Below are 13357 nucleotides of genomic sequence, written 5' to 3'. Positions count from 1 at the left end.
CCGGGAGGTATGACGTGAAAAAAATTGCTGCTTGGTTTATAATAGCCTTTGGGGTTGTTTGTCTTTTTTTTTATATGATTTTATAATAGTTGTTCCCGCAATAACAATTGAAGACGTAGAAATTATCAAATCTGAACCATTTAATAAACCTAATTATAGTTATGCATATGCTGTAAATGAAGCTGATAGTAAAAAACTAATGGAAAGTAAGGCTAATCTGAAAAAAGCACTAGTGACTTTTAAATATGCTAATCAGTCATTTTTTAAAACAATTTATGATGTAAAAGGTCAATATGCACGACCTGAAAATTTGCCACCGATAATAGTAGGGAAAAAACCCGATATGCCCGCTCTTACGCCAGTTAATATTTATTCAAAAGCACATCCGCGAAAATATCATTCTCAAGAATTTAGAATGACTGTTTTAATAGACCCACAAAATTATAGTGATGCGGAAATCTTGGAAATGTTAAAAAGCGTTGAGGTTATATTAGTAGGAGGAAAAAATAAGGTTTTAGCTAAGCTTCCTTTATCAAAGGCAAACTAGTACGGGATAGCATTCTTTACTAATCTTAGTTAGGATAATCATACAAAGTAATAGGAAGGCAAAAAGTAAGGCAATTATTTACAGGATAAGGGGACGGTGGGAGTGTCTTGGGCAGGACGATACCACCGTCCCTGTGTCTTTAAATTGATGTGTCAAATAATATGCGCCCGTAGCTCAGGTGGATAGAGCGGTGAATTCCTAAACCGCGTCTTGCGAGGGTTCGAGTTCCCCGAGCGCACCATAGTAAATACAAACCTTCTAGAGATTTTCTGGAAGGCTTTTTTGTGTTTAAATTCAGTTAAGCGCAAAAGCGGGCCCAAATATGACGATCAAGGTCTTATTAATGTCAATTCCTTTGGCAACCGTTCCATACAAGCAATTTTCGTTCATGATCAAAGACATACACATGCAACCTTGCTTTGCAGGCAGGCGATTAATTATGTGACATAATTACTGCTAATTCATAGAATATATTAAAGTTCTATGTAACCATAATATTACTATATAAGGAGATATCGCTATGAGTCTAGAAAAACCTATTGGATAAAGGCCTGTAGAAACAAATAATAGATATTCATATTTTGTTACTAGTAATCCTGTGACTTCTTTTAATCCTGTTAGCGTATATCCTACTATTGATAAAACTGCTTTTATCGGTCCTTTTTCCAGCATTATTGGAGATGTTCGAATAAAAAAGGAAGTGTTTATTGGATGTAATGTGACAATTAGAGCTGATGAAGGAACACCATTTCATATTGGAAATAAAACTAACTTACAAGATGGAGTAATTTTACATGGTTTGAAAAATATGCAATTAACTGTGCATAATGAACAATATTCTATCTATTTAGGAAATAAAGTTAGTGCTGATTAGGAGTGCTGAGGAGGCTCATCATGCCAAACTATAGATTACTTTATTATGTGAATAAAAAGTGAAGACGCCGATTGGGCGTCTTTTCTTTTTTTAGTGCAAAAGCTGAGTTTATATGTTGCAGATTTTTTTATTAAAAACATTGGGGGGGGGCGGACAGAAAGTTGGACAATGTACAATGGGTATCGGAAGAGATTGGTTACAGCACAGCCAGTATCTACAGCTGGCGATGATCCTCGTGAAAATCTTACAGAAGTTGACCCCGCATCATCTGATGAGGTTGAAAAGCTAAAATCCAAAAACAGGATATGCAGCTTGAAATAGATATTCTGAAGGAGCAAAAACAATTACTTACCAACAAATTAGTAGCCACTCCTGACGTAACTTGATAATCATTTTACAAGATATTAATATTGCTGTAATAATCACAGAGCAAAGTTGCCTTATAATAACACTATCATGTCGAACTTTGACAATCGAGGAATAAAATTGTCGAATTTGCTCCGATTCAGCAACACCATCTAACAGGTGGTTATCCAGTTCGAAAGATTAAAAATAACAGTGATACGCTTTGATAATGTTGAGTCGGGACAGTTAAGTTAAATCCACCTTACGTGTATGGCGAATCCAGCGGATGAGCATGACTGATATTCTATTTCAAGGATAGAGTGTGTTTATGAAAGGAGTAGAGGATTAGACAACGGATTCCATATAGTCCATATCCAAAGAGCGGCACTGTGTTTTTGAGGGCTTGACAGATCAAAGTGAAAAACTGAGAAACAATAAAAAAAACATGCAAATATTTTAAGCCTTAACTATATTTTTGCCGAAATATTGCCTACCTTGGTAGGTCGCTTCAGAGCAGTTTTGGTTGTTCCTTTTACAGCTCTGCATTCGGGTTGACTAGTGTCGGGTAAAGGAGAGACTGAACCAACCGGCCTATGAGAAGTAATACATTTTATACAGGAGGTAACAATGAAAAGACAATTATTGGCGGCGTTAACTGCAGGTATCATTATTTCAGCAGCAGGAACTGCACTGGCAGCTGAGGATCCCGCCCAGGGAATTCAGTTTGACGGTAGATTATCCATTCATTACCGGGACCAGTATGATAAGAATAGAGGTGTCGGTCTTACAAATGCCGCCTTGAAAACTACATTTACATTAAATGTAAATGCGCCATTGGCGCAAAATCTGGAGGCCTATACGAGCTTCAGTTATCAAACTATTAATACTAACGCGAGTCCTGGGTGGAGTTCTGATTATTTTGACACTCCAGCTAATGATAATGCTGCAATTAGTGCATTTGGTCTAAAATATAAAAATGACGGATATTCTTATGTTATTGGTTCTCAGTCAATGACACTTGGCGGGGGACTTGTTTATGGTAATTATGGTATTGGTCGGCATGATTTGCCATATGCGTTAAATGTCAGCAAAAAATTAGGAGCTACTGATCTTAACCTAATTGCTGCTAAGACTAACTATGAGAATGGTATCGATAATGATAAATTTTATGTAGTACAGGGGAGTTATGCCATTTCTCCTGACAACAATATAGGTGCTATGTTTGCGCATGTATCTTATGGCAAAGATAGTGTGAGCCGTTACTCCTTAAAAGATACCAATTTTTATAGTGTTTACGGTTCCCATAACTTATCAGATGTGATTAATATTTCCGAAGAATATTTGAAATCTAGCGCTCCAAAGGATAATCAAGCTATTCAAATCAATTTAAGCTATAAAGCGGATAAAAAAAATACATTGGCAGCAGGTTATTACTATGCAGAAGACCAAACCGCTATTGCGGACTACCATGGTTACGGGATGACAACTGCCCCTAATAATAATACCAAAGGCTATATTGTGTCAGGCAATCATAAGTTTGATAAAAATCTTAGCTTGAGTGTTGGTTATTTGGCTTATAAAAAGATAAATGATACTTCAACCGCTGGTGGTGCTAGTACTGACCGCCATAGAGTATTTGCTACTGCAGCACTAACTTTCTAAGCTTAACCGTAAAATCGAAAAATTTATGGAATTTTTGTGATTCCAAAATCAACTTTAAAGGAGATTAATCCTCATGATGAGGTCTGTAAATTCAATGGTTTTGAGTTTGTGAGAATACATAGTTTATTAAGGGGGAGAACAAATGAAACAACTAGTACTTAGCCGAAGAGGTTTTATCAAGAAGGCTGCTGTAACTGGGCTTGTAACAGCAGTAAGCGGATCGTTGACAGGGTTAATATCATGTAATTCGGCAATGGCTGCTGCCGCACCATCTCAAGAAAACCTGGTTGGCAAATTTGGAATAATTACCGACATCCATCATGCTATTAAAGCTGATGATATAAACGGTTACGCCTGCGAGTACTATAATGCGGCGCTTGGTAAAGTCGACGTTTTTATAAAACAAATGAACAGCATGAACATGCCATTTATTATTGCAAACGGAGACTTTAACGATCAACCGGCCGATGGCAGCGGCAGCCCAGCGGAGATGAAAGATGCTTGTTTAAAATACACCACAGAAGTTGAAGCCGCTTTTTCACAATTTAACGGCAACCGCTACCACGTTATGGGCAACCACGAGATGGAATTTTGCACCAAGGAGGAATTTGCCTCCAAAGTAGTTAACACCGGTATTCCTGCGAAAGAAGGAGTTTATTACTATTCCTTCAACTCCGGCAAAATGCATTTTGTCGTACTTGATGCCGCCTACAAGGCTGATGGTACCCCATTAGGCGTAAATACTAGTTTCAGCTGGAAAGATACTTTCATCCCTAAACAACAATTAGCTTGGTTAAAATCTGATTTAGCAGCCAATAATGCGCCGACGATTATTTTTGTCCATCAATTATTGGAGATTCCCCCCGCCAATGTCGAGCCGCCCCATGCTGTTTCAGACGCCGCTGAAGTCCGCGCCATTTTAGAAGACTCTCAGCAGGTGGTAGCCGTACTTCAAGGACATTATCATCATGGCAGTTTCGAGGAGTTGAATGGCATTCATTACGTCAATTTGGCAGCAAATGATGGTTATGGCAGCGATCCGGTCATCCATAATCAATACTCGGTTGTTGAGGTACATCAAACAGGAAACGGGAAATATCAAGTTAATCTTACTGGTTACGGAATGCAACCATCTTATACTTTCCCTGCTTTAATCAAACAATAATGGTCGTACAAGGAGGTAACCATGAAGAAAAAATATTTACCATTACTTATCGGCATCACCCTTGCCGTTAATATTAGCGTAACACCGCTTAATTTTGCTTTTGCCAATGAATATGATCAAACCGCGATTAATGGTGATTTGAATGCCCTTTCGCTGCCAGATCATATATCATTGACTTGGTCAGCAAACCCTGCCAATACCATGACTGTAACTTGGCGCACCAATAAGGAAGTAAAAAATTGTGCAATTGAGTACCAAGAGGTACACGGTAAAACCAGTACGGTCATAGTAGAGCCGCGGGCGTTAAAGAGTGCCGCTACTGATAAAATCCAAGGTGAAGCTAATTTATACAGCGTTACCTTACATGACCTTAAGCCGGGAACCAAATATTTATACCGCATCCGCAACGATAATAACCAATGGACAGATTATTCCTCTTTTACAACAGAGTCTTCAGAGACATTAAAAAATAACAAGTTTAAATTTATTGTGTTTGGCGACAGCCAAAGCGGCAATGCCGAAGTACCTAATTATACGCCCTTTCATTTAACCCTTACCAATGCCTTCCAGGCTAATCCTGACGCCAGCTTTTTTATCAATATGGGTGACTTGGTGGAAAAGGGGCAGGATTACCAGCACTGGAATAACTGGTTCAGTGCAACCAAAGGAGTAATTGATAAAATTCCCGATATGGTCGTACAAGGAAATCATGAAACCTATAATGCTGAAGACTGGAATAGCACCAAACCAGAATATTTTGTGCAGCAATTTAATGTGTTTCAAAATGGCCCGGAAGGCTTAAAAGGACAAACCTATTCTTATAATTACGGCAAAGTACACTTTGTGGTGCTAGACAGCCAATATGAAGAAGAAAGTGAAGATGCTGAGGGGCATATAGACCAAAACAAGGAAAGAGACATGCTGAAAATGCAGGCGCAATGGCTTAAAGCTGATTTAGACGCCAACAGAGACGCCGTCTTTACGCTGGCCTTTTTCCACAAAACTCCATACTATAATAAAGGCATCCGTTCTAATGTATTGTTGAAAGAAGCCTTTACCCCGGTTTTTGATGAGTATCATGTTGATATGGTGTTTAACGGCCATGATCATGCCACTTCCAGAACTTTCCCCATTTATCATGATACTTTTGTCCAAAGTCCGACCCAAGGTACGGTATATTATGTTACCGGACGTAGCGGTGCCAAATATTACGCGGATTTAACCCAGAAAGTCTGGGATGCCAAGTTCTTTGATCCCCAGGATATGCCTGATTACCAAACGGTGGAACTGAACGGCCAAAAGTTTACGGTAAAAGCCTTTAAACAGGATGGTACTTTAGTTGATACTTACGTTATCGATAAAGAGCATCCGGAAAACGATACTAGCAATAGCGAAAACCTCCCGGCAAGATATAATACTAAACAAGAAATCCCAGCCATCGGTGATAGCGTAAAATTAATTCTCTTCGGCAACATGTCTAATGGCAGGACGAGCAAGGCCACCCTTGTCGACGGCAAAGCCTATGCTGATATTCAGACCGTAGCCTCTTACGCTGGTGGGAGCTATGATGCAGACAGCAAAGTTCTTACTGTGCCGCTGTCTTTACAGAAAACATTCCAGCTTACCGACGATATGTTAACCGATAAGGGTACCAAAGTTTCTATCGATGCGCTCAACAACATGGGCTGGTCCAACCACTATGATGATAAATACAATATGGTGTTTATTGATATCTATTTAGTAGACTAGATACAGCCTTGGCTACGTTAAAAAAATACAAGAGCTGTCCTAAAATTTAATCTACAATAAATACTGAAAAATACCAAAAAGGCGATTACGAATTAGAAGATCTCGTCTAAACATATGATTGAGGTTTTAAATAAAGCATATAAGTTGTTATGAGTTATAAAATAGACAAGATGCTGGAATAGTCTGAAGTACTCGATTTCTGCTAATTTTGCGGAGACAAGAAAGTCTCAAAAGTAGTAGGGCGAGATATTTAGGTCAGCGGGGGGAACAGAAAATTTTGTGTAAATAAGTATTAAAGAGCTTCTTTACTGGCAAGAATGTATTGGCTATTTTGTTCAATTTTAAGTGCTTGTAATACATAGATCCAGTATTTACGAATGCCGCCAGCCAGCGATACTACATCTGACAGTCTGCCTCGAATCCAGCTCACCCAGCGCGTAACGTACTGCCGGAGACAATTGATATCGTTTCCTTGCTCATAAAGCCGACGAGCACGTTCCACCAGGCGGCGCAGACTTTCAGTGGATGGACGGAGTTTTTGTCCGGGTTGAAACTGATAGCCGAGAAAATCAAAACCGTTGCTGATTTTTCCAATAAATCGCTTCTCTTTTTGATGCGGGCCAAGACCTAGCGATTTTGTTACAGCGTAAACAGTCTTAATCGCAGAATGAAGTTGCCATCTCTTCTTCGCTAAAATTAAAATGTCATCCATGTATCTCACATAAAATACCTGTTGGTGTTCACACATGGCATAGTCTAGGGGTAATAAATAGAGAGCGCCCAGCAAAGAAGATAAAGAACCTCTGGCAACCATTTCGACTCCGGTGTTTATTGTGTCGGGAATGCTTAAATAGTCTTTGACCATTGATTGAATGGGTTTATTCACTAGTAATTGATTTAGCTGCTTTAACAGAGTTTCATGACGTATGGATTGGTAATAAGATGCAATATCAAAACGGGCAACAAATTGAAAATGCCCAAACTGACTTATTAGCCAGCGGGCGGTGCCTTTGACACCGCCATTTCCTTTTACATGTGTATAGGAGGATGTTAGGTATGGCTTTAGTGCAGCAGCCATGGTTTGCAGCGGGAAAGGAGTACGCCGGCAGAATGTGCGAAGGCAGTATTACGACTTTTTAGGAAATCGCAACAAAAATACAAAATTGCGTCTCTGTCAGAAGCTAACCGGCGGCAGGCTGAAACCCCTGGATAAGAAAAGGCTTTCGACAGCAGAAATTATTTTTAAGATATCCGGCAAGATATTACGAAATGTTCCTGCTGTGGCTGTAGTAAACAGCAAAGCCGTTATAACCAAATGTATAGCAATGCACCGCCAGCTAGATCCCTAAGTATATAGATTTTTCCACTTGCCCCTTTATTGGGGAGGGGGGAATCTATGCCTATTTATATCACAATTAGGCAGTTTTGTATATGTTGGTAAGGCGTTTGCTCGGGTTTTATCGGCAGTATCTAATTTTAAATGAGCGTTTGAAAAAATTTAATACCCATAGGCGAACTCAAATGACCGCAGTTTAGTACAAAAGAATTTATGCGACATTGGTGAATAGTTTAGTTTGATGGTGCACTTGAGAAGACTATATTCTTTTCAGGCGCTTTTCCTTGCCAATCTCGCATAAATCCCTACTCATTCGTCCATAAAAATATATTTTTCTAAAACTGCTTTCACGCGCAGAAAAGTTAAAAAAGCTTATTTTTTCTGCTAAAAAATAAATGATAATGATATTACTCCACTTGCGAAAATAATAAATTTACGGGTGCACCTATCTAAATACAATGATAGCAAGGCTTCAGAGATCCTGAGCCTTGCTTTTTTTTGTGCTCTTTTTTATAGTTTGCATGCTATGGCGTTTCTTGCAAGAGTAGGAAGAGAAAAAGTGACGATTTTACAGCAATCATATCTTAGTTTGAAGAGTAGGTATCAGAAGTATTTCTGATAGGATGGGGCAGCGGTTTTTATTTTTGCGGAGATAATTGTTCAGAATTTAGCTGTGCAAATCGGATTTCCTTATGACAAGAAATAGTGAGCTTTTTGAGAAGTTATTCTGTTCATTCTCTGTTGAATTTAATTCCTAGCCGGGACGAAGTATGCGCGCGTTTAGTGTGAATGCTTCTGTTACGACTGGGGAATCGTACTCTTCAGGGGCGGTTAAACTACGTAACTGGTGGATTATCAAGTCCTAATTTGTTGTTAGACGTGTCTTCAAATTTGTAACCAATCTCCATATGATTTCCACTAATTTGTCTTTGACAGTCCACTAGGCTTTTATCTTGATGTGTTGGTGGCTGTCAGTAATCCTTCATCTCATGCGAAAGTTTCTAAACTAACTAACATGGATTGCTAACTCTACGGAGCGTTTATTGAACTATAGCTGAATTTTAGCTACAGTTATTATACGGAGGGGAAATGATGCAGAATAACAAAGTTGGAAGTATTATTCGCAGAGTGCGTTTAGACCGAAAGATGACCCAAAAACAATTAGCGGAGAAAATGAATATCAGCGATAAAGCCATTTCAAAGTGGGAATGCGGATCTGGCAATCCTAACGTTTCTTTAATTTTAGAACTTTCAAGCATCCTTGGTATTGATGTTAAAGAACTGTTAGCGGGTTATGAAAAACGACAATTTTAAAATGGGTGGTGATTAATCAATGGGCAAGCTATCAAAAAAAGATTTGAAAGAGCAGTATCAAAATAGAGTGATAATGGGGGGGTATACTGCGTGAAATGCAGTGACACCGATAACCGTTGGACTCGAGCAACAACAGATATGCAAGGTTCGAAAAATCGTTTCGCATTTTCAGTATCGACTAATTCTTGCCCTGAAACGTGTATGATTGAAGCATGGAAACAGTTTGGAGCAACTGCATTTTCCTTTGAAATACTGGAGGAAATAAAAAAGAAAGAAACTCAAACAACGCGTGAATTTTCAGATGATGTAAACACTTTACTAGAACTTTGGACTGAAAAACGAAATGTCGAACAGAAAGGAGAGATTTAAATATGGAACAGAACATTAATATAACGAGATTTCTTGATGATTATGGAAAAATCACACAGTTATCTCAAAAGAAAAAATTCAGAGTTGCGACGCTCTGTTATTTGGCAGAGAAATTTGAATCAAACCGCAATTATACTGAAAAAGAGGTAAATGACATCTGTAACGAATGGCATACTTTTGGAGATTATTTTTTACTAAGACGAGAGCTTATTGATAACGGGTTATTATGCCGTGAGTTAAACTGCTCTCGTTATTGGAAACCGAAAAATGATTAGGAGGCTAGCGAATATATGTCAAATATAGCAGATAAAGAATTAAGCTTGAACACAGCGTTTCATTCATTAGATTTTGATAAATGGGAGAGAAAACAATATTTTTATTATTTTACAAAGATGCTGCCAATTGGGTACTCAATTAGTGTAGAGGTTGATATCACCAACACTTATGATAGGGTAAAAAAGCAGAATAAAAAGTTTTTTCCTGCGTATTTATATGTTACTTCAAAGCTAGTTTCTGAGCAGCAAGAGTTTCGTATTGCCAATGTAAATGGGCAGATTGGTTATTATGAGGTTTTACATCCGTCCTATACTTCTTTTCATCAAGATGATAAAACCATGTCAAATATGTGGACTGAGTATAACCCTGATTTTGAGATTTTTTATAGGAGTTACATGGAAGATCAAAATATATATGCAAATAACCATGAGATATTGGCAAAGCCTGATATGCCTCCACAAAATAATTGCATGATAGGCATGTTGCCTTGGATACAGTTCACAAGTTATACGCCGATTCCTTATGCTCATTTGGCTAGTTATTTTCCGGTGATACAGGCGGGGAAATTCTCCGATAGAGGGGGTAAGAAGATGATGCCTCTTTCTATTACAGTTCACCATGCTGTGGCAGATGGTTATCATGTAGGCTTATTTTTAGAAAAATTTCAGAACGCTATGTCACATTCAGAAAAATGGATGTAGTAAATACACTAATTAAGCATAATCATCGATAAAATGCTTATGAACAAATCATTTAGCGAGAAAGCGCAGGAAGGTTTTAATATCGACTTGCGCTTGACTTTTCTATATAACAATATTTTTATCGGTGCTTGAAGTAGGATGGTAATATTAACTTTTTACCCTAAAACAGATAACTCTACGGAGAGTTTATTGAATAGCAGATGAAGTTTTTGTACAATTTAATACAGGGAGGTACAAAATAATGCAAAACAGTAAAGTCGGAAACGTAATCCGCACTTTGCGTCAGGAACGCAATATGACGCAAAAACAGCTTGCGGACAAAATGAATATTAGTGACAAAACTGTTTCCAAGTGGGAGCGTGGTTTGGGGTGTCCAGATATTTCGCTTATTCCAGAGCTTTCTGACCTTCTCAGAGTTGACACACAAAAATTGCTAGTCGGCGATATGACTCCGAATGATTTTGTAGGAGGCAATATGAAAAACACAAAATATTATGTCTGTTCAATATGCAATAACATTTCACTTTGCACCGGCGAAGCAGAGGTTTCATGCTGTGGTAAAAAGCTAACTGTTCAGGCACTGAAAAAAGCGGAAGAAAGTGAAAAACTGTCTGTTCAAGTCATAGAAGACGATTGGTATATTACGAGTGCTCACCCCATGACAAAGACGCATTACATTTCTTTTATGGCGTTTGCCACGGGCGATTGTATTCATTTAATCAAGCATTATCCCGAGTGGAATTTGGGTGTGCATATCCCCAAAAGAGGACACGGAATGCTGATTTGGTACTGCACAGAACACGGTTTATTCTATCAGTTATTGTAAATAGGAGAATGGTGTGAAATGAAATTTATAGTATTTAACGGAAGCCCTGCCGGGGCTAACAGTAACACAGATGTAATTGCAGAAGCGTTTTTGAGCGGTGCAAAAAGAGCCGATGCGGACACGGAAAATGTGTTTTTAATTGATAAGAACATTGGACATTGCAAAGGATGCTTTACCTGCTGGTTTAGAACACCAGGAAAATGCGTGATGCAGGATGATATGACAGAGCTTTTAGACAAATATAATGCCGCTGATGTGGTGTGCTTTGCTTCGCCTGTTTACACATGGAATATGACAGCAGCTCTCAAGAATTTTGTCGATAGGCTCGCACCGCTGAAAAGTCCTCTGATTTTAAATTCGGGCGAAAATTTTGACCTTGCTGATTCCAAACCTAAAACCCAGCAATTTGTGGTGATTTCAAACTGTGGCTTTCCGGGCAACAACAACTTTGAAACCATGAAAGTGGTGTTTGCTTCCTGCAATCCTGTTCTTGAGATTTATCGTAACTGCGGCAAACTCTTAAAAAGCAAGAACGAGAAAATCAAAGCAACCGTAAATAAGTATTTGCAAGTTGTCGAGCAGGCAGGATATGAAATGGCAACGCAAAATTACGTATCGGAAGAAACAAAATCAAAACTTGAAATGCAGCTCATGTCGATACCTGATTATGTGAAATACATCGGGATGTAGCATAGGATATGAACAATTTGCAGGATAACCTCATGCGTGATTGTCAGTTAAGTAATAAGAAGCTAATTGGCTATCATAAAGAATATAAAAAATAATAAAACGACATTCATATAAATAAGGGTGAATATGCCTTCCTAAACCGCGTCTTGCGGGAGTTCGAGTCTCTCCGGGTGCACCATCTAAATACAATGATAGCAAGGCTTCAGAGATCCTGAGCCTTGCTTTTTTGTGCTCTTTTTTATAGTTTGCATGCTATGGCGTTTTCTGGCGAGAGTAAAAAGAGAAAAGTAAGCGATTTTCAGGTTGTTCGCCGTGCAGGTTTTTGCATTTATTAGAAGAATTAAAAGGGACATATTGGTTGTGCGTTGTATGAGCCAGAGAACCGTCCCCCGACTCGATGAGTCAGACGGATCGATAAACTGAACGAAAAAGGAGCTCTGTTATGAGAGACAACAAAACGTCGAAACCGGCACAAGAATATGATGGTAATTTTGGTAAAACAATGCTGTATCACAGTTTTTTTCATGAAGAAACCTTGAGGCTAATCAAAGCAGTAAATCCCAGACCTGAAACATGGCTGGACGCTGGTTGTGGTACAGGTATATTGGTAAGTAAAGCGTTGAATTTTTTTGCGGACACGCACTTTGTAATGATGGATCCTTCGGCGGCGATGCTGGATATTGCAAAAGAAAAATTCGCTGGTAGAGAAAACATGAAGCTGTCCTATGTGTTAGCTGGTACTGAGGAAGCCGATTTTCCGACGGAAAATTTTGATGTTATCACTGCAATTCTTGCACATCATTATTTTAATAAAAGCACTAGACAGAAGGCCACAGCGAATTGCTTAGCCATGTTGAAGAAAGGTGGTACTTATGTTACATTTGAAACCATTTTGCCGAGTTCTGACCAAGGTATCAAGATAGGTCTTGAACGGTGGAAAACTGCAATAATTAAGAATGGTAAAGATGCTGCTGCAGCGGAGCAACATATAAGCCGTTTTGGGACTGAACTGTTACCAATTACCGCTATGGAGCATATAGAACTTTTACACAAAGTAGGGTTTTCGGTTGTGGAAATTCTTTGGGCTTCAGGTGTGCAGATGGGATTTTATGCAATAAAATAGCTGGATTTTAATAATGTTTTCAAAGCTGAAATAAATTTGACCAAATAGTTGGTTGGAATGTTCCCAAGGTGTTTCGCGTAAAAGCTTGACCGCGCAACAGAAACCGCCCTCTCATCTGCAATGACTTTTATGCTCATACTGTTTCTGAATTTGATAAATGGGCAAATGGTGTCGAGCAAAATGAAGCAGTGAAAACGGGGGCATAAATTGTCCTCGTTTTCCTCATAGAGTCTGGTTGTGCTACGGGTTTAAGGAAATGTGAAAAGGGTGGACGGCGCTTCCTATAGTAACTAGAAGCAGATAAATTGCTTTAAATGTAGCTCCAAATTGTGCAAAGCATCGCTTGAAACGGTTTTGTTGTGAGACTAAGGTATGCTGTT

The 13357-nt window shown here is 38.8% G+C and carries 14 protein-coding genes; 13 read left to right on the top strand and 1 reads right to left on the bottom strand.

Annotated features, from left to right (window positions below):
- Positions 1-58: 58 nt before the first annotated feature.
- The 5 genes from Ga0466249_RS07880 to Ga0466249_RS07860 all read left to right on the top strand — a co-directional run bounded on the left by Ga0466249_RS07880 (position 59) and on the right by Ga0466249_RS07860 (position 6342).
- Positions 59-547: a hypothetical protein gene (locus Ga0466249_RS07880; RefSeq protein ID WP_215828910.1), complete on the top strand. Its 489-nt coding sequence runs from the start codon at positions 59-61 to the stop codon at positions 545-547.
- Positions 548-1145: 598 nt separating this feature from the next.
- Entirely contained in the window at positions 1146-1421 is a 276-nt protein-coding gene (locus Ga0466249_RS07875; protein ID WP_215828909.1) for an LbetaH domain-containing protein, read from the top strand.
- Between the two features lie 972 nt (positions 1422-2393).
- Complete coding sequence (locus Ga0466249_RS07870) at positions 2394-3428, top strand: hypothetical protein (RefSeq protein ID WP_215828908.1); 1035 nt, start codon at positions 2394-2396, stop codon at positions 3426-3428.
- Positions 3429-3570: 142 nt separating this feature from the next.
- The gene (locus Ga0466249_RS07865) at positions 3571-4593 is read left to right on the top strand and encodes a metallophosphoesterase (RefSeq protein ID WP_215829027.1); all 1023 of its coding nucleotides are present in this window, start codon (positions 3571-3573) and stop codon (positions 4591-4593) included.
- 21 nt (positions 4594-4614) lie between these two features.
- Complete coding sequence (locus tag Ga0466249_RS07860) at positions 4615-6342, top strand: purple acid phosphatase family protein (protein WP_215828907.1); 1728 nt, start codon at positions 4615-4617, stop codon at positions 6340-6342.
- Positions 6343-6634: 292 nt separating this feature from the next.
- Here the strand turns inward: Ga0466249_RS07860 and Ga0466249_RS07855 are convergent, their stop codons facing one another.
- Positions 6635-7420: a reverse transcriptase domain-containing protein gene (locus Ga0466249_RS07855; protein WP_215828906.1), complete on the bottom strand. Its 786-nt coding sequence runs from the start codon at positions 7418-7420 to the stop codon at positions 6635-6637.
- A gap of 34 nt (positions 7421-7454) precedes the next feature.
- Here Ga0466249_RS07855 and Ga0466249_RS07850 point away from each other — a divergent pair, with 34 nt between their 5' ends.
- From Ga0466249_RS07850 to Ga0466249_RS07815, 8 genes are all read left to right on the top strand, one after another.
- A complete protein-coding gene (locus Ga0466249_RS07850; RefSeq protein ID WP_215828905.1) occupies positions 7455-7691 on the top strand; it encodes a hypothetical protein in 237 nt (78 codons plus the stop codon).
- Between the two features lie 1076 nt (positions 7692-8767).
- Positions 8768-8992 (top strand): helix-turn-helix domain-containing protein, encoded by a 225-nt coding sequence (locus tag Ga0466249_RS07845; RefSeq protein WP_215828904.1) that lies wholly within the window; start codon positions 8768-8770, stop codon positions 8990-8992.
- 90 nt (positions 8993-9082) lie between these two features.
- Positions 9083-9361: a GIY-YIG nuclease family protein gene (locus tag Ga0466249_RS07840; protein ID WP_215828903.1), complete on the top strand. Its 279-nt coding sequence runs from the start codon at positions 9083-9085 to the stop codon at positions 9359-9361.
- Positions 9362-9363: 2 nt separating this feature from the next.
- Entirely contained in the window at positions 9364-9636 is a 273-nt protein-coding gene (locus Ga0466249_RS07835) for a DUF2087 domain-containing protein (protein WP_215828902.1), read from the top strand.
- A 15-nt stretch (positions 9637-9651) separates the two neighbouring features.
- On the top strand, positions 9652-10338 hold the full coding sequence (locus tag Ga0466249_RS07830) for a chloramphenicol acetyltransferase (protein ID WP_215828901.1): 687 nt from the start codon (positions 9652-9654) through the stop codon (positions 10336-10338).
- A gap of 241 nt (positions 10339-10579) precedes the next feature.
- A complete protein-coding gene (locus tag Ga0466249_RS07825) occupies positions 10580-11164 on the top strand; it encodes a helix-turn-helix domain-containing protein (protein WP_215828900.1) in 585 nt (194 codons plus the stop codon).
- An 18-nt stretch (positions 11165-11182) separates the two neighbouring features.
- Positions 11183-11854, top strand: a complete 672-nt coding sequence (locus Ga0466249_RS07820) for a flavodoxin family protein (protein ID WP_215828899.1) — start codon at positions 11183-11185, stop codon at positions 11852-11854.
- Positions 11855-12296: 442 nt separating this feature from the next.
- Positions 12297-12977 (top strand): class I SAM-dependent methyltransferase, encoded by a 681-nt coding sequence (locus tag Ga0466249_RS07815; RefSeq protein WP_215828898.1) that lies wholly within the window; start codon positions 12297-12299, stop codon positions 12975-12977.
- Positions 12978-13357 lie beyond the last annotated feature (380 nt).

The sequence above is a fragment of the Pelorhabdus rhamnosifermentans genome (assembly GCF_018835585.1).
GTDB classification, from domain to species: domain Bacteria; phylum Bacillota; class Negativicutes; order UMGS1260; family UMGS1260; genus Pelorhabdus; species Pelorhabdus rhamnosifermentans.
Note: the sequence above shows the minus strand (reverse complement) of the source record. Positions and strands in the feature narration are given on the sequence as shown.